At 71.3% G+C, this 16,933-nt stretch carries 15 protein-coding genes and 1 pseudogene; 4 read left to right on the forward strand and 12 right to left on the reverse strand.

Features of this window, described 5'->3' with window-relative positions; genetic code table 11:
• Positions 1 to 9: 9 nt before the first annotated feature.
• Positions 10 to 615, reverse strand: a complete 606-nt coding sequence (locus tag KBX46_RS12000; protein WP_210792621.1) for a TetR/AcrR family transcriptional regulator — start codon at positions 613 to 615, stop codon at positions 10 to 12.
• 226 nt (positions 616 to 841) lie between these two features.
• On the opposite strand from KBX46_RS12000, the gene KBX46_RS12005 reads away from it, so the two are divergent.
• Complete coding sequence (locus KBX46_RS12005; protein WP_210792550.1) at positions 842 to 2,158, forward strand: D-arabinono-1,4-lactone oxidase; 1,317 nt, start codon at positions 842 to 844, stop codon at positions 2,156 to 2,158.
• Positions 2,159 to 2,284: 126 nt separating this feature from the next.
• On the opposite strand, the gene topA is transcribed toward KBX46_RS12005, so the two are convergent.
• The 6 genes from topA to KBX46_RS12035 form a co-directional block, all read right to left on the reverse strand.
• Complete coding sequence (topA, locus tag KBX46_RS12010; RefSeq protein WP_210792551.1) at positions 2,285 to 5,128, reverse strand: type I DNA topoisomerase; 2,844 nt, start codon at positions 5,126 to 5,128, stop codon at positions 2,285 to 2,287.
• Positions 5,129 to 5,596: 468 nt separating this feature from the next.
• Complete coding sequence (locus KBX46_RS12015; RefSeq protein ID WP_210792552.1) at positions 5,597 to 6,328, reverse strand: hypothetical protein; 732 nt, start codon at positions 6,326 to 6,328, stop codon at positions 5,597 to 5,599.
• Complete coding sequence (locus KBX46_RS12020; protein ID WP_088951173.1) at positions 6,319 to 6,861, reverse strand: hypothetical protein; 543 nt, start codon at positions 6,859 to 6,861, stop codon at positions 6,319 to 6,321. Before KBX46_RS12020 ends, KBX46_RS12015 begins: the two co-directional genes overlap by 10 nt.
• Before the next feature lie 102 nt (positions 6,862 to 6,963).
• Positions 6,964 to 9,324: a sodium-translocating pyrophosphatase gene (locus KBX46_RS12025; RefSeq protein ID WP_088951172.1), complete on the reverse strand. Its 2,361-nt coding sequence runs from the start codon at positions 9,322 to 9,324 to the stop codon at positions 6,964 to 6,966.
• Positions 9,325 to 9,639: 315 nt separating this feature from the next.
• Positions 9,640 to 10,074, reverse strand: coding sequence for an ATP-binding protein (locus KBX46_RS12030; RefSeq protein WP_172862142.1), 435 nt, complete (start codon positions 10,072 to 10,074; stop codon positions 9,640 to 9,642).
• Positions 10,074 to 10,430, reverse strand: a complete 357-nt coding sequence (locus tag KBX46_RS12035; RefSeq protein WP_088951170.1) for an STAS domain-containing protein — start codon at positions 10,428 to 10,430, stop codon at positions 10,074 to 10,076. Before KBX46_RS12035 ends, KBX46_RS12030 begins: the two co-directional genes overlap by 1 nt.
• A 188-nt stretch (positions 10,431 to 10,618) precedes the next feature.
• On the opposite strand from KBX46_RS12035, the gene KBX46_RS12040 reads away from it, so the two are divergent.
• The 3 genes from KBX46_RS12040 (at position 10,619) to KBX46_RS12050 (ending at position 14,020) form a co-directional block, all read left to right on the forward strand.
• Positions 10,619 to 12,991, forward strand: a complete 2,373-nt coding sequence (locus KBX46_RS12040; RefSeq protein WP_247667424.1) for a DEAD/DEAH box helicase — start codon at positions 10,619 to 10,621, stop codon at positions 12,989 to 12,991.
• 98 nt (positions 12,992 to 13,089) lie between these two features.
• Positions 13,090 to 13,299 (forward strand): hypothetical protein, encoded by a 210-nt coding sequence (locus tag KBX46_RS12045; protein WP_088951168.1) that lies wholly within the window; start codon positions 13,090 to 13,092, stop codon positions 13,297 to 13,299.
• Between the two features lie 142 nt (positions 13,300 to 13,441).
• A complete protein-coding gene (locus KBX46_RS12050; RefSeq protein WP_088951167.1) occupies positions 13,442 to 14,020 on the forward strand; it encodes a hypothetical protein in 579 nt (192 codons plus the stop codon).
• 144 nt (positions 14,021 to 14,164) lie between these two features.
• Here the strand turns inward: KBX46_RS12050 and KBX46_RS12055 are convergent, their stop codons facing one another.
• From KBX46_RS12055 to KBX46_RS33280, 5 genes and pseudogenes are all read right to left on the reverse strand, one after another.
• Positions 14,165 to 14,572: an Rv3654c family TadE-like protein gene (locus KBX46_RS12055; protein ID WP_210792554.1), complete on the reverse strand. Its 408-nt coding sequence runs from the start codon at positions 14,570 to 14,572 to the stop codon at positions 14,165 to 14,167.
• The gene (locus KBX46_RS12060) at positions 14,572 to 14,889 is read right to left on the reverse strand and encodes a TadE family type IV pilus minor pilin (protein ID WP_210792622.1); all 318 of its coding nucleotides are present in this window, start codon (positions 14,887 to 14,889) and stop codon (positions 14,572 to 14,574) included. The genes KBX46_RS12055 and KBX46_RS12060 overlap by 1 nt, the downstream gene beginning before the upstream one ends.
• Before the next feature lie 125 nt (positions 14,890 to 15,014).
• Entirely contained in the window at positions 15,015 to 15,182 is a 168-nt protein-coding gene (locus tag KBX46_RS12065) for a DUF4244 domain-containing protein (protein ID WP_081883916.1), read from the reverse strand.
• Between the two features lie 23 nt (positions 15,183 to 15,205).
• Positions 15,206 to 15,847, reverse strand: coding sequence for a type II secretion system F family protein (locus tag KBX46_RS12070; protein WP_210792555.1), 642 nt, complete (start codon positions 15,845 to 15,847; stop codon positions 15,206 to 15,208).
• Positions 15,844 to 16,542: pseudogene (locus KBX46_RS33280) on the reverse strand (type II secretion system F family protein); the annotation flags it as partial. The gene KBX46_RS12070 and the pseudogene KBX46_RS33280, both read right to left, overlap by 4 nt.
• Between the last annotated feature and the right edge of the window lie 391 nt (positions 16,543 to 16,933).

Genomic DNA, 16,933 nt, shown 5'->3' on the forward strand with positions numbered 1-16,933 from the left:
CGACACGAGTCAGGCGGGCTGGGCCACCTCGACCGGTTGCTCGGCGGCGACCCGACCGCTGTCCGGGCCGTCGACCTGGCGATGCAGGTACTCCCGGATCAGTGCCTTCGCCTCGAGCAGCACCCGCTCGTCGCCGTCGGACCTGCGCCGGAACGCGAGCTTGATCAGCGCGTCCGCGGCCTCGACCGCGATCTCCAGGACGAAGCGCAGCTTCGGTACGTCGGTGAGCCCGAAACGTTCGGTGAGCACCCGGGCCAACTGGTCGGCGATCACGCCGTTGTTGTCCCGCTGCTCGTCGAGCAGGTGCAGGTCGACCACGTCGCCGAAGTGCAGGGTACGGAAGCCGGGCACGGTGCGGTGCATCGTGATGTACTCGTCGATCCCCGCGTCGACGCCGTCCCACCAGTGGGTCATCTCGTCCGAGGCGAACCGCTCGTCGAGGCGCTGGAGGTAGGACTCCATGGTGCGCAGGGTCAACGCCTGCACGATCGCCCGTTTGTCCGGAAAGAACTGGTAAACCGACCCGATCGCCACTTCGGCTCGTTCGGCGAGCAGGGTCGTGGTCAGCCCCTCGTACCCCACCTCGTCGACGAGTTCGGCGCAGGCATCCAACATGCGCTGTACCCGCGCGACACTTCGACCCTGCACCGGTACGCGGCGCAGCGGCCCGGTCGTGGCGGCTGGTGTGGACACTCGGCGCCACCCCCCTTCGACGGATGAACATATCTCCACGTCACGAGTCCGTGACTACCGGTACAACGAGCGGATCGCAATTGCGGTATTTACCAGCTAGAACGTTCCTGATATGAAGTCAGTTCATATTCATGAATGAGGAGCGCGCATGGCCGGCACCGCATCGCTCACCGCCAAATGGTCCAACTGGGCCGGCAACCAGCGTGGCAGCGCCACCGCCATCCTGCGCCCCGGCTCGCCGACCGAGGTCGCGGAAGCTGTCCGATCGGTCGCGGCCGACGGCGGTCGGATCCGGGTCACCGGCAGCGGCCACTCCTTCACCGCGGTCGCGCTCGCCGACGACCGCCGGATGGAATTGTCCGAGCTGGACAGCACCGTCAGCGTCGACGTCGCCCACCGACTGGTCACCGTACCGGCCGGAATGACTCTGCACGCGCTCAACGGCCTGCTCGCCCGGCACGGCCTCGCGCTGCCCAACCTCGGGGACATCGACGCCCAGACCGTCGCCGGGGCGATCTCCACGGGCACCCACGGCACCGGCGCTGACTACGGGTGCCTGTCCACCTTCGTCGAGGCGATCACCCTGGTCACCGGCACCGGCGAGGTGCTGCGCTGCTCCGCCGACGAGAACCCCGACGTCCTCGCCGCCGCACGGGTGTCACTCGGCGCGCTCGGCGTCCTGGTCGAGGTCACCCTGCGCTGCGTGGACGCCTTCGTCCTGCACGCCCACGAACGCCCGGCCGAGATGGCCGACGTGCTCGGCGACCTGCCCACCCTGATCGGCGGGCACGACCACGTCGAGTTCTACTGGTTCCCCTACACCTCCCGGGTGCAGGTCAAGACCAACGACCGGGTCCCCGCCAACGACCGGCCACTGCCCCGCTGGCGCGGCTGGTTGGACGACGACTTCCTGTCCAACACCGTCTTCGCGGGCGCCTGCCGACTCGGCCGGGCCATGCCCGCGCTGGCACCGGGAATCAGCGCGGTCTCCGCCCGCGCCCTGACCGAACGCCACTACACCGGCCGCTCCGACCGGGTGTTCTGCACCCCGCGCCGGGTCCGCTTCGTGGAGATGGAGTACGGCCTGCCCCGCGAGGCGCTGCCCGAAGCGCTCGCCGCCCTCCGGCGGATCGTGGACGGGCTGCCGTTCAAGGTGCTCTTCCCGGTGGAGGTGCGATTCACCGCCGCCGACGACATCTGGCTCTCCCACGGCTACGGGCGGGACAACGCCTACATCGCCGTGCACCAGTACGTCGGCATGCCGTACGAGCCGTACTTCCAGGCCTTCGAGAAGGTGGCCGCCGAGCTGGGCGGTCGTCCGCACTGGGGCAAGCTGCACTACCGCGACGCCGCCTCGCTGGCCGACGCGTACCCCCGCTTCGCGGACTTCCAGGCCGTCCGCGACCGGCTGGACCCGCACCGGGTCTTCACCAACCCGCACCTGACTTACGTCCTCGGAGTCTGACGGCCAGCCGGGTGCGTTTGATCGACTCGGCTTCCCGGAAGTCGGGGTATCAGCATGCTTCGGATACCCCGATTTCCCGGGAAGCGAGTGGATCTTCGGTCAGGGGTGAGCGGACTTGGCGCGGGGTCACTCCGTGCTGGTGGCCGCCTTGCGCGGGGCGGCCTTCTTCGCCGGGGCCTTCTTGGCCGCCGCCTTGGTGGTCGTCGCCTTGGCCGTCGTGGTCTTCTTCGCGGCCGTGGACTTGCTGGCAGCGGCCGTCTTCTTCGTCGCCGTGGCCTTCTTGGCGGGGGCCTTCTTCGCCGCCGCCTTCTTCTTCGGCGCCGGGCCCTTCGCCCGCTTCTCGGCCAGCATCTCGGATGCTTCCTCGATGGTCAGCGCCTCGGGAGTCTGCCCGCGCCGCAGCGACGCGTTGAACTCCCCGTCGGTGACGTACGGGCCGAACCGACCGTCCTTGATGACCATCGGCTTCTCGGTCGCCGGGTCCACGCCCATCTCGCGCAGTGGCGGTGCCGCCGCCCGCCGTCCACGTGCCTTCGGGGCGGCCAGCAGAGCCAGCGCCTCGTCCAGCGTGACGGTGAACATCTTGTCCTCGGAGTCCAGCGAACGGAACTCCTCACCCTGCTTGACGTACGGGCCGTAGCGGCCGTTGTTGGCGAAGACCTCGACGCCGTCCGGCGCGACACCGATCAGCCGGGGAAGGCTGAGCAGCTTGAGCGCCTCCTCCAGGGTCAGCGAGTCCGGCGTCTGCGTCCGCAGGAGCGACGACTTCCGCTCACCGCTGGACACGTACGGGCCGAACCGGCCGGACTTGAGCACGATCGGCTCGCCGGTCGCCGGGTCGTCGCCGAGCTTGCGCTCGCCGCTGCCGCCGAGGAACAGCTCGTGCACCTTCTCCGGCGTCAGCTCGTCCGGGGCCAGGCCCTCCGGGATCGGCGCCCGGTCACCCTGGGAGCCGCCCTCCTCGCCCTCGCCAGCCGGTGCCGGCTGCTCGCCGCCGGGCAGTTCCCGTTGCAGGTACGGCCCGTACCGGCCGACGCGCACCACGACCTCGCGGCCGTCGTCGTCGGTGAAGAGCGGGATGGAGTTGACGCTGCGGGCGTCGATGTCGCTGAGGTTCTCGGTGACCAGCTTCTTGAGCCCACCGGAGCGGGCGATGTCCTGGTCGCCGGCACCGTTGGAGCTGCCGAAGTAGAACGCGGTGAGGAAGTCGACAGCGGCGTGGTCACCGCCGGCGATCTCGTCCAGCTCGTTTTCCATGGTGGCGGTGAAGTCGTAGTCGATGAGGCGGGGGTAGTGCCGCTCCATCAGCCCGATCACCGCGAAGGCCAGGAAGGTCGGGATCATCGCCTGGCCGCGCTTGGTGACGTACCCCCGGTCCTGGATCGTCTGCATGATCGACGCGTAGGTCGACGGGCGGCCGATGCCCAGCTCTTCCAGGGCCTTGACCAGCGACGCTTCGGTGTAGCGCGACGGCGGCTGGGTGTGGTGGCCCTGCGCGGCCAGCTCGTCGGCGGTCAGCGGCTGGTCCTTGACCAGGGTCGGCAGCCGGCGCTCGGCGTCCTCGGCCTCGGCGTTCTCGTCGTCGCTGGACTCGACGTACGCGCGCAGGAAGCCCGGGTCCGTGATCGTCTTGCCGGTCGCGCCGAAGTCGGCTTCCTCCTGGGAGGTGGAGACCGCCCGGATCCGCACCGAGACGCTGGAGCCGACCGCGTCGGTCATCTGCGAGGCGATCGTCCGCCGCCAGATCAGCTCGTAGAGCTTGAACTCCTCGGTCGACAGCTCCTTGGCCACCTCACCCGGGGTGCGGAAGTTGTCCCCCGCCGGGCGGATCGCCTCGTGTGCCTCCTGCGCGTTCTTCACCTTGCCGGTGTAGCGACGCGGCTCCGGCGGCACACTGCGCTCGCCGTACAGCTCGACGATCTGCCGGCGGGCCGCCGAGATGGCGGTCTCCGACAGGTTCACCGAGTCGGTACGCATATAGGTGATGTAGCCGTTCTCGTACAGCCGCTGCGCGGTGCGCATCGTCTGCTGCGAGGACAGGCGCAGCTTGCGGGCCGCCTCCTGCTGGAGGGTCGAGGTGATGAACGGCGCGTACGGGCGGCGACGGTAGGGCTTCTCCTCGACCCGGGTGACGGTGAACGGCCGTCCGTCGAGTCGGGCCGCGAGACCCCGGGCACCACTCTCGTCGAGGTGGACCACCCCGGCGCCGGCCCGGACCCGACCGGTGGTCGGCTCGAAGTCCTTACCGGTGGCGATCCGGTCGCCGTTCAACGCGATCAGGGTGGCGTTGAAGGCGCGCGGCCCCTCGCCGGCGTTGGCCACGGCGAGGGTGGCCAGGATGTCCCAGTATTCGGCGGTGCGGAAAGCCATCCGCTGCCGCTCCCGCTCGACCACGATGCGGGTCGCCACGGACTGCACCCGGCCGGCCGAGAGCCTCGGCATGACCTTCTTCCACAGCACCGGGGAGACCTCGTAGCCGTACAGCCGGTCGAGGATCCGCCGGGCCTCCTGGGCGTCGACCAGGTCGCGGTCGATCTCCCGGGGGTTGGCCACGGCCGCCTGGATCGCCGGCTTGGTGATCTCGTGGAAGACCATCCGCTTGACCGGGACCTTGGGCTTGAGCGTCTCGACCAGGTGCCAGGCGATCGCCTCGCCCTCGCGGTCCTCATCCGTCGCCAGGAAGATCTCGTCGACTTCCTTGGCCAGCTTCACAAGCTTGCTGATCTGCTGCCTGCGGTCGGCGGAGACGACGTAGAGCGCCTGGAAGCCGTTGTCCACGTCCACCCCGAGACGGGCCCAGGGCTCCTTCTTGTATTTGGCCGGCACATCGGCGGCGTTGCGCGGCAGGTCGCGGACGTGACCGAAGCTGGCCTCCACGACGTACCCCGGGCCAAGGTAGCCCGAGATCGTCTTGGCCTTCGCCGGTGACTCGACGATGACCAGACGGGTGGTTCCAGCTTCGCTTGGCACGTCTCTCCCCGACCTCACTCCTGCTCGTGGCCTTCCGGCGCCCGGACAGCGACCGCTTTCGACCCCCGCCGTCGCACCGGCGGTCCGGATGTCCAACGTAACGCGCCGCCCGCGTTTCGGGTTTCGCGGGCCGCAATCCGCTTCAACGCGGCGGTGGACGCCGCCTCGCCGCGTTCGGCACTGCCGGACGGCGCCACCGTACACCGTGGGTAGGGCTCGAAGCGGGTCACTGTGACGATGGCGGACTGACGGCGGAGGTCCGACCCGCCCGTTTTCCGCCTGGATCAACCCGCCAGCTGTCCGGGACCGGACACCGGAAGTGCGCGCACCGCCCACGCCCCGCCCCCGTCGATCATGGGCTTGTGGTGGGCGTTTTCACCCCCGACGAGAAGTACGTCCACCACCACAACTCCAAGATCGACGGGGCGGGGCGGGGCGGGGGCGAGGCAAGATCGAGGCAGGGCGGGGTTAGGACGGCCAGGCTTCTGGCGGTGCCGCTTTGGGGGGCTCGCCGACCAGCTCGGCCAGCCGGGCGAGCCGGCGGCGGCCGGTGATCCGGTAGGCGGGGCCACCCTCGTTCGGGCTCAGGAGCGTGCCGGCGAGCCCGGCGGCGGCGAGCGCCACCCCGATTGGCTCCCAGCACTCCTGGTCGTTCGCGCCGAGCCGCAGCAGACAGGCATCCGGAGGCTCCGGCGTCCCGGCGGCGGCGAGCCACAGCCGCAGCCGCCGGCCGGTCAGATGAAAGGTGGCCGGCGGGCGTTTCGCCGAACTGTGCAGCCACGCAGCCGCGAGCGGTTTCAACACCCGGGTGTACGACGTACGGACGGCGTGTCGCTCGCCCTCGGTCGGCTCCCAGCTCGCCGCGAGCCCGCGCACCGCCAGTTCGGCGACGAGCACGTGCACCCGCCACGCGGCGTCCACCTGCACCGAGAGACGGGCGGTGCCCCCCATCCGGACCACCTCGCCCGGTCCGGCGAGCAACCCGGCCAGGTCGGCGACCGTCGGCTCGGCCGCCTCCGCGCCGAAGAAGACAAGTTGTCGCCCCGCGTCGTCACCCTGAGCTGAGCCGTTGCGGGGTGGACCATTCTGGGGCTGGCCGCCGCGCCGCCGCGCGGGTGCGGGCGCGTCCGACTCGGGCGCGGGAAACAGCGCCGGGGGCGGCTCTGCCTTCCCGGTGTCACCGACCCCGCTCAGCGACACTCCGGCACCTCGTCGAAGGCTTGTTTCAACTCCTCGGAGTTGAGCTTGCTGGTGTCCAGCGCGCTGGCGTCGTACTCCTTGTTGAGGGTCTCCACCGCGGCCCGCACGCCGTCGTAAAAGGCGGTCGGCTCGCCGGTGCCCAACCCGTCGATGGTGTCCCGGGCGCGGCCGTAGGCGTCCCGCATCTTCCCCAGTGAGCTGCGGAAACCGGCGGAGATCGCCTCGCCGTTGTCGGTCTCCGGGACGCCCGCCTGCTCCACCTTGCGGCGGGCGGTCTCGCTGGCCTTCTCGGCCCCACCGAAGAGCCGCACCAGGTTCTCCTTGGCCTGCGCTGGCGTGGTCTGCGCGGTCATCTGCTCGTCGGTGCTGCTGGTCAACTTGCTGATCTCGGAACGCCACGGGGTGAGCGCGCCGCAGACCGAGGCCGCCCAGGCCCGCGGGCTGGGACCCCCGCCGCAACCGGCGAGCACGACGACGATCGTGGCCAGGACCACCGTGAGCTTTCCGGCGGCAGACGCCCGGCACGTACGCATGCGTTGCAGCGTACGGCCTTTGGCCAGGTGTGGCACCGGTCCGGACGGCCGGGGTCCCCGGCCGACGCGGACGTCGACCGGGGACCCTGGGCCGTTGACGGGTCAGGCGTTGACCGTCTCCGGGCGGTGGTCGGTGCTGCCGGCGCCGGTGTTGCCGTCGGCGTCGGAGTCGGACATCGCGATGCCCTTGCGCTTGCTGAACACCACCGACGCCACGATGATCAGCGTCGCCACCAGGGCGATGCCGACCCGCAGGCCGACGTTGCGCTCATCGCCGACGCTCCACGCCACCACGGCGGGAGCGATCAGCAGCGAGACCAGGTTCATCACCTTGATCAGCGGGTTGATCGCCGGACCGGCGGTGTCCTTGAACGGGTCACCGACGGTGTCGCCGATGACCGTCGCGGCGTGCGACTCGGAGCCCTTGCCGCCGTACGCGCCGTCCTCGACCAGCTTCTTGGCGTTGTCCCAGGCCCCACCGGAGTTGGACAGGAACACCGCCATCAGGGTGCCGGCACCGATCGCACCGGCCAGGTACGCCGCGAGCGCGCCGGGCCCGAGGCCGAAGCCGACCGCGATCGGCGCCAGGATGGCGAGCAGGCCGGGGGTCAGCAGCTCACGCTGCGCGTCCCGGGTGCAGATGTCGACGACCTTGCCGTACTCCGGACGCTGGGTGCCGTCCATGATGCCGGGCAGTTCACGGAACTGCCGCCGGACCTCCATGACCACGGCGCCGGCCGAGCGGGACACCGCGTTGATGGCCAGCCCGGAGAAGAGGAAGACCACCGCCGCCCCGATGATCAGGCCGACCAGGTTGCGCGGGTTCGCCACGTTCAGCGCGTTGAGGATCTCGTTGCCGACGTCGTTCACGCCAGCCGTCGCGTACGCGCTGGTGAGCGAGTCGGTGTAAGAGCCGAACAGCGCGGTCGCGGCGAGCACCGCCGTGGCGATCGCGATGCCCTTGGTGATCGCCTTGGTGGTGTTGCCGACCGCGTCCAACTCGGTGAGCGTCTTGGCGCCGTGCTCGTCGATGTCACCGGACATCTCGGCGATGCCCTGGGCGTTGTCGGAGATCGGCCCGAAGGTGTCCATCGCGACGATCACACCGACGGTGGTGAGCAGGCCGGTGCCGGCCAGTGCCACCGCGAACAGCGACAGCGTGATGGAACTGCCGCCGAGCAGGAACGCGCCGAAGACACCGGCGCCGATCAGCAGCGCCGAGTAGACGGCCGACTCCAGGCCGATGCTGATGCCGGCCAGGATGACGGTGGCAGCACCGGTCTGCGAACTCTTGCCGATGTCCTGCACCGGTCGCCGGTTGGTCTCGGTGAAGTAGCCGGTCAGCGCCTGGATCGCGGCGGCCAGCACGATACCGATCACCACCGCGCCGATGGCCACGAACCGCGGGTTGCCGGTGGCTTCGGTGAGGCCACCGTCGAACTCGCCGAAGGTCGCCGGGAGGTACGCGAAGGCGGCGATCGCCACCAGCACCGCGGAGAGCACCGCCGAGATGTAGAAGGCTCGGTTGATCGCGGTCAGGGCGTTGCGGTCGGACGCTCGCAGCCGGGTGATGAAGACCCCGAAGATCGCGACCAGCACGCCGATGGTGGAGATGATCAGCGGGAAGACCAGGCCCTCCTCGCCGAACGCGGCGCGGCCGAGGATCAGTGCGGCGACCAGCGTCACCGCGTACGACTCGAACAGGTCGGCGGCCATGCCGGCGCAGTCACCGACGTTGTCGCCCACGTTGTCGGCGATGGTGGCGGCGTTGCGTGGGTCATCCTCGGGGATGCCCTGCTCGACCTTGCCGACCAGGTCGGCACCGACGTCGGCGGCCTTGGTGAAGATGCCGCCGCCGACCCGCATGAACATCGCGAGCAGCGCGGCGCCGAAGCCGAAGCCCTCCAGCACGGTCGGCGCGTCACCCCGGTAGACGAGGACGACCAGCGCGGCACCGAAGAGGCCGAGGCCGACGGTGAGGAAGCCGACGACGCCGCCGGTCCGGAAAGCGATCTTCATGGCCGCCTCGCGGCCACCTACTCGCTCCCTCGCGGCGGCGGCCACGCGCAGGTTGGCGCGGGTGGCCAGCCACATGCCGGCGCCACCGATGAACGCGCTGAACAGGGCGCCCACCACGAAGAAGGCCGAACGGCCGATCTTCACCGCCAGCTCACTGCCATCGGTGTCGTGCACCGGCAGCAGGAAGAGCAGCACGACGGCGACGACGACGAAGATCGCCAGGGTGCGGAATTGCCGGAGCAGGTAGGCCGAGGCGCCCTCCTGGACCGCCCCCGAGATCTCCTGCATTTTCTCGGTGCCCTTACCAGCGGCCAGCACCGTTTTTGTCAGGGCGGCAGCGAAACCGAGCGCCACCAGCGCGACTACCGCGGCGATGACGACGTAGGTGACATTGCTTCCGGTAAGGGAAAGCCCGCCGCCGTCGGCGGCCAAGGTCTCGGACATCTGTGTCCTCCTGTTACCGAACACTCGCGCCGGTGAGTGGAGACGCACTGACCGACGCCTGATTGCGGACTCGCAAGCGCGCGCCAACCCACCAGCGGACCAGCGATGAACACCCATACCCGCTGGCTGCGGGATAGGTCACTTGCTGACAACCCGGGTACTGTAGCCCTCCACAGTGTCGGAGGTCACACGCAGGTGCCACCGTGTCGCGATGATCTTCGTCGCTGTGTTATGAAACGAAATCTGATATAGGGCCCGGTCCATGCAAGAAGGCCGCACCCCCTGCTGGGGATGCGGCCTACGAACGGGAACGGGTCAGTGGCCGACCGGCCACACCATCCGCACCTCGGTGCCGATGCCCTCGTCGACCGGGCGCACCTGCAGGTCCTCCACGAAGCCGGCGAGCAGCGCGAAGCCCACGCCGGTGGTCAGCGCCTCGTCGGTGAGCGACTCGTTGGCCAGCTCGTCCGGCGGCAGCGCGGTCAGACCGATGCCAGCCTCGATCGGCGCCCGGTCCACCACCCGCACCGCGTACGAGCCGCCGTCGGACATCTCCACCAGCACCGGGTCGGCCAGGCCGTACTGCCGGTGCAGGGCCACCGCCCGGGTGCACGCCTCGCCGATGGCCAGGCGCACCTCGTCGAGCAGGTCCTCCCGGACCCCGGCACGGCGGGCGACGGCGACGCCGACCAGGCGAGCGGTGCGCACGTGCACCGGGGCGGGCGAGAACGAGAGCTTGACTGTCGCCATCACGCGCCGGCGCCCGCCGAGTCGGCGCTGATCGCCGCGTCGACCGTCGGGTGCAGCGGGAAGACCTGGTCCAGCGCGGTGATGCGGAAGATCTTGAGCAGTGGCTCCTTGTCGCAGACCAGGGCGAACGAACCGCCGGCCGAGCGCAGCCGCTTGAGCGCGCCGACCAGCACGCCCAACCCGGTGGAGTCGAGGAAGTCCACCCGACCGAGGTCGACCACCACGTGACGGGCGCCACCATCGATCAGTTCGAGGAGTCGTTCGCGGAGCCGGGGCGCGGTGTAGACGTCCACCTCACCACCGACCTCAAGCACCGTGTGCTCACCCACGGTGTGCGTCGCCAGCGACAGCTCCATCGGTCCTCCTCGCCAGAGCCGTAAACTCTCGTGGGCATCTAACCACTACCGCCTGCGCGGCCTGCGGACGCCAGTGGAGGCTTCCCCTTACCCCGGTGTCCGACTTTTCATCTCCGAACACCAGTGCGAGAGTGCAGGGCGTGACCTCCAACGACTTCAGCACGGCGCATCCCGCGTCGCGCCCTGAGCTGGAGTCGTCGTCCGCGGCCACCGTATCCGCTGGTCCCAGCCCGGGGCCAACGCCGGCCGACCTGCTGCGCCGGCTCCGGGCCCGGGGTGCCGCCGACCCGGTCACCCACGTCGAACGGGTGCCGGCCCGCCCCGGGGTGCCCGCGCCGTGGCCGTCGTGGGCCCCGCCGGAGCTGCGCGCCGCGTTCGCCCGGCGCGGCGCGGGCGCGCCCTGGCAGCACCAGGCCCAGGCAGCCACCCTGGCGTACGAGGGTGAACACGTCGTGGTCGCCACCGGCACCGCGTCCGGCAAGTCACTGGCGTACCAGCTCCCGGCGCTGGCCACCCTGCTCGCCGACCCCCGGGCCACAGTGCTCTACCTCGCGCCGACCAAGGCGCTCGCCGCCGACCAGCTGCGGGCCGTCGCCGCGCTGGAACTGGAGGGGGTACGCCCCGCCTGCTACGACGGGGACACTCCGCGCGCCGAGCGGGAGTGGATCCGCCGGCACTCCCGGTTCGTGCTGACCAACCCCGACATGCTGCACCACGGCGTCCTGCCCGGGCACGCCCAGTGGTCCGGTTTCCTGCGCCGGCTCGCGTACGTGGTGATCGACGAGTGCCACACCTACCGTGGGGTGTTCGGCTCGCACGTGGCGCACGTGCTGCGGCGGCTGCGGCGGCAGTGCGCCCGGTTCGGGTCCACCCCGGTCTTCGTCCTCGCCTCGGCGACCTCCGGTGACCCGTCGACCGCGGCCGGGCGGCTGACCGGCCTGCCGGTGACGGCGGTCACCGAGGACGCGTCGCCGCGCGGCGGGGTGACCTTCGCGCTCTGGGAGCCGCCGCTTCTGCCACCCGACTCGGGCCCCTCCACCCCGGTGCCACCGCAGTCGACCGGCGACCACGACGACCTTCAACAGGTCCGCCGCTCGGCGCTGCGCGAAACCGCGGACCTGCTCGCCGACACGGTCGCCGAGGGGGTACGCACACTCGCGTTCGTCCGTTCCCGCAAGGGCGCCGAGGTGGTGGCGGCCAACGCGCGCCGGGCGCTGGACGACGCGGTCCCGGGGCTCGGCGACCGGGTCGCCGCCTACCGGGGCGGTTACCTGCGCGAGGAGCGGCGCGAACTGGAACGGGCGCTGCTGCACGGCGACCTGCTCGGCCTGGCCTCGACCAACGCGCTGGAGCTGGGCGTGGACCTGGTCGGGCTGGACGCGGTGCTGATCTGCGGCTACCCGGGCACCCGGGCGTCGCTGTGGCAGCAGGCGGGCCGCGCCGGGCGTTCCGGCCAGGAGGCCCTCGCCGTGCTGGTGGCCCGGGACGACCCACTGGACACCTACCTGGTGCACCACCCGGAGGCGATCTTCGGCGCGCCGGTGGAGGCGACGGTGCTCGACCCGGCCAACCCGTACGTGCTGGCACCGCAGCTAGCCTGCGCCGCGTTCGAGGCCCCGCTCACCCCGGCTGACCTGGCGCTATTCGGTGACGGGGCGAAGGAGGCCGTCGACCAACTGGTGGCCGCCGGGGCGCTGCGGCAGCGGCCCACCGGCTGGTACTGGCGGCATCGGGAGCGGCCCGAGGTGGACCTGCGCGGGGAGGGCGGCGCCCCGGTCTGCGTGGTGGAGTCGTCGACCGGCCGGCTGCTCGGCACGGTCGACGGTGGTTCCTCGCACTTCCTGCTGCACTCCGGCGCGGTCTATCTGCACCAGGGCGTCTCGTACGTGGTCGACGATCTCGACCTCGTCGACGGTTGTGCGCTGGTGCACGCCGAGGAGCCGGACTGGTCCACCCACGCCCGCGACGTCACCGACCTGTCCGTGGTGTCGGTGCGCTCCTACGTGGACGCCGGGCCGGTCGGCATGTTCCTCGGCGAGGTGGACGTGACCAGTCAGGTCGTGTCGTACCAGCGGCGGCGGATCGCCACCGGCGAGGTGATCGACACCCGGCCACTGGACCTGCCCGCCCGGGAGCTGCGCACGGTGGCGGTGTGGTTCACCCTGTCGCCGCAGTCGTTGACTCTCGCCGGGGTCCAGCCGGCCGACGTGCCCGGTGCGCTGCACGCCGCCGAACACGCCGCGATCGGCCTGCTGCCGCTGATGGCCACCTGCGACAGGTGGGACATCGGCGGGCTCTCCACCGCCGTGCACCAGGACACCGAGGCGCCGACCGTCTTCGTCTACGACGGGCACCCGGGTGGCGCCGGGTTCGCCGAGCGGGCGTACGGGACGGCGTCGGCGTGGCTGCGGGCCACCCGGGACGCGATCGCGGAGTGCGGCTGCGAGAGCGGCTGCCCGTCCTGCGTGCAGTCGCCGAAGTGCGGCAACGGCAACAACCCGCTCTCCAAGCCGGACGCCATCCGGGTGCTCGACGTGGTGTTGGCGAACCTGCCCGAGTGAGCAGGTTGCATGAATCGACTCGGCGCGGGGCACAATGTGTGGGAGCGCTTCCATCGATGCCTTTGTTGCTGATCGCCCCCCGTGCCCGAGGAGAAGCCGTGGCCGACACCATCGCTGAGACCGTCGACCTGCTCTACACCATCGACCAGGACAAACTCACTCTCGACCAGCAGATCGCGCTCGGAACCGCGCTGGCCGCCCTGGCTCAGGCGGAACGCCTGGAGCAGATCAACGAACGGCTGCGCGTGATCCACCAGGTGCTCAACACGTGGGCGCTACGCGCCGCGACCACCGCCGACGGCCGCTGATCCTCCATTCCCGGTCGGCACGGGCACCGGGATGCGGGGCGGTCGCCTGACCGCCCCGCATCCTGTGATCATCGATGGCGGGGAACGCGACGGTTGTCGGGCTGTGCGAGACTCCGGCGCACGAACCCCCTGAGGAGATCAGATGCAGCTTGACAACTTGCAAGGTCAGCACCAGTTCCACATCCGCCAGCGACTGCGCATGATGGTCAACCAGTACGAGGTCCGGGCAGTCTCCCCGGACGGCACCGAAGGCGAACTGCTGGCGTTCGCGCAGCAGAAGCGGCTCGCCTTCAAGGAGCAGGTGACGATCTACACGGACGACTCGAAGCAGCAGCCCCTGCTCGGCTTCAAGGCCCGCCAGCGCATCGACCTCGGCGCCACGTACGACGTCACCGACGCGGCCGGGAACCCGATCGGCCTGTTCCGCAAGGACTTCGCCCAGTCGCTGCTGCGCTCCACCTGGCACGTCGAGCAGAACGGCCTGCCGCAGGTGACGGGCCAGGAGCGCAGCATGCCGGTGGCGCTGCTGCGCCGGTTCGTCGACTCGCTGTCCTGGTTGCCGTACCACTTCGACTTCACCGCGGGCGGCCAGCCGGTCTTCACCGTGGTCAAGAAGTGGGGCCTGCGCGACAAGTACATCGTCGAGGTGCAGCACCCGCAGATCGACCGCCGCCTGGTCATCGCGATGGCCGTCGCCCTCGACGCGCTCCAGGCCCGCTGACCCACCCGGCCCGCCTGGCCACCCATTCCTCGGCCGCTGGCCGGGACGCGGCTCTCAGCCCCGATCCCGGCCAGCAGGTCGTCGGCAGATGTCGTGAACCGTCAGCTCCACATCGCTTGTCGACGCACCGCCCAGATCATCTCGTCAGCCGCGCGCTGGGCCGGCGCGGGCCGTCGAGGTGGCGATCCGGGTCAACCCGGGAAGCGGCGTGAACGCCACCTCGACGGTCACCAGCACGTCCAGTCCGTCGAGGCGACAGCCGACCAGCCGACCAGCGTTGCGGCCGACGATGTCGGCGGCGGATGCGCAGGCCACCGCGTCGCCGTCGAGCGCCTGGGCAGCTCCGGCCAGCGCGCCCAGATCGGCCGCCACCGCCGCCCGTTGACCGGCCATGCCGGCGGCGGCGATGGCAGCGCCGAACATCCCGAACAGCACGAAGACCAGCCCGATCGCCAGCAGCAGGACTGTTGCGCCACCACGCTGCGCATCCGGCAGCCCGTCATCGAGGCGCTCAGCGTCCGGTCCGTGGCCGATGCGGGTTCGACAACCCATCACCAAACTCCCTCGGCGGCGCCTGGTTCGACGGCTGCGACGGCGGTCGCGACCACGGTGACCCGTGGTAGCCGGCCGCCCAGCGTGCGGACGGGCGCGCGTACCGTCGCCTGCACCCGGTTGCCGTCGACAGACACCGTCACCGAAGCCCCCGGCGGTGCCGCACGCCCGGCCGCCGCGCTGCCGTCCCCGCCACGGGCGGCGGCCAGCGCCGCCTCCCGGGCCGCGTGCAGGCAACCAGCCTGCGCGGTGACGGCGTTGACCGCGGTCAGGCCAGCCAACAGGAGCAGGAGCAGCGCCGGCAGGCCGGCCGCCAGTTCGGCGGTGAATGACCCACGGTCACCACCAGCGGCGCGTTCGACGAAGCGGGCTCTCCGCCCGTCCTCACCTGCCCGCCCAGGGGTGCCCGACCTTGGACCGCGACCGGCCTGCCGGCGCCGGGTCACTTCAGCGCCCGGTCGATGACGGCGGTCAACGCCGACTGGACGTTGCCGGAGGTCAGCACCTTCAACAGGATTCCGGCGAAGGCGACCGCCGCAAGCGTGCCGACCGCGTACTCGGCCGTGTTCATCCCGGCGTCGCCGCGCAGGCGGGCGATCAGTTTGCGCATGACTGTTCCCTTTCTCGATGGGGTCAGAGCACGTCGCCGAGAACGGCGACGATCACCGGCACCAGGCCGGCGAGAATGAACGCCGGCAGGAAGCAGAGCCCCAGCGGCAGGACGATGAGCACGCCGGCCCGGCGTGCCGACGCCTCGGCGGCGGTGGCACGGTCGGCGCGCAGGTCGTCGGCGAGCCGGGTCAACGCACCGGCCAGGGCGGCACCACTGTTGGCTGAGCGCAGGGCCGCCGCGGTCAGCCGGTCCGCGCCAGGGATCCCGTCCAACGCCGACCACGCCTCCGGCGGGCCACCGCCGAGCAGCAGCGTGCGGCCGACCCGGGCCAACCGGCCGGCGAGCGGTCCGTCGAGCGCCTCGGCGACGGCCAGCACCGAGCGATCCACCGGGGCCCCCGCCCGCATCACCGCAGCCAGCAGATCAGCGGCGAGCGGCAGGTCGGCGGCCTCCTGGACCCGCCGCTTGCGCACAGCCGGCGGCTCGATCCGGCGTAGGAGAAAGTCCAGCAGGAATGCGGTCGGGACCGCACCGAGCAGCCCGAGCCACCCCCCGACGACCACGGCTACGGCGAGCCCGGACAGCGCCGCGGCGAGCCGGATGGCGTCCGGCCGTCGGCCGCTGGCCGGGCCGCGTCGGGTCGCCGGGACCCGGGAGGTCATCCGGCCCGTCCCGGTGCCGAGCCGAGCCGTTCCGCCCAGAGGAGACCCACGATCTGGAGTGCAACCGCGAGAACGGCACAGGCTCCACCGACCCTGCTGTGCAGGAGCACTGCCACCGGGTCGACGCCTATCCCGTACCCGAGGGCGATCCCGCCGATCGGCAGCGCCGCCAGCAACCAGGCCGTGGCCCGGGCACCGGCCGCCTGTGCGGCTGCGGCGGCCAGACCTCGGTCGGTCGCCCGAGCGTCCGCCTCGATCCGCTCGACGAGTTCGGCGAGCGGTGCGCCGGTCCGGTCCGCCAGTCGCACCGCCGCTGAGGTCAGCTGGCGCAGCCGGTCCGACTGCCCGGGACCGCCGGCGGCCTCAAGCGTGTGCGGGACGGGCAGGCCGGCCCGGAGATCCGCCGCGAGACCACAGAGTTGGTCCAGCCCACGTCGTCGGATGCGCTCGGTGCGCCGGTTCGCCCGCCAGCGCAACACACCCCGTACGGCCAGCGTGCCGTAGCTGGCCAACGCGACCGCGGCCACCGGACCGCCGACCACCGCACCGACACCGCCTCCCAGGAGGCTGACCAGCGGTAACACGCGCGCCCTCGATCGCACGGCAGGCGCCGCCGCGACGGCACTCGGGCCAACGGCCGTCATGTCGGCCAGGTCGGCGGCCGTCACCTCCGCCGGGTCGCCATGGTCACGGCGATCGACGTCGCCGCGCCCCTCGGCGCCGAACACGTCACCTCGACTGTCCGCCTCGCCGTTGGTGCGATCACCGATCGCCGCAGCGCCTGGGGCGTCGACCCACCGGTCCGCTGTCACTCCTACGCCGTCGATCGCGATCGCGGCCACCGACGTGCCGCCCCCACGTCCCGCGTCGGTGGTCGTGACCTCCGGCACTGCGGTGCCGGCCGGGCGCCGAGGATCCCGACGGATCGGCGGGCGCGTCGGCCCCGCCGGACCTTTCGACCCCACCGACCCGCCCGGCGCTCCGGGCCAGCTCGGTCTCCCGGTGATGTCCCGGGCAGGCCAGCCGAGCGCGGTCCGTCTCGCGCTGGAACCCGTGCCGGGTTGCGGCTGGTACGCCATGCCGACC

The organism is Micromonospora sp. C81, from assembly GCF_018070425.1.
Taxonomy (GTDB): Bacteria; Actinomycetota; Actinomycetes; order Mycobacteriales; family Micromonosporaceae; genus Micromonospora; species Micromonospora zamorensis.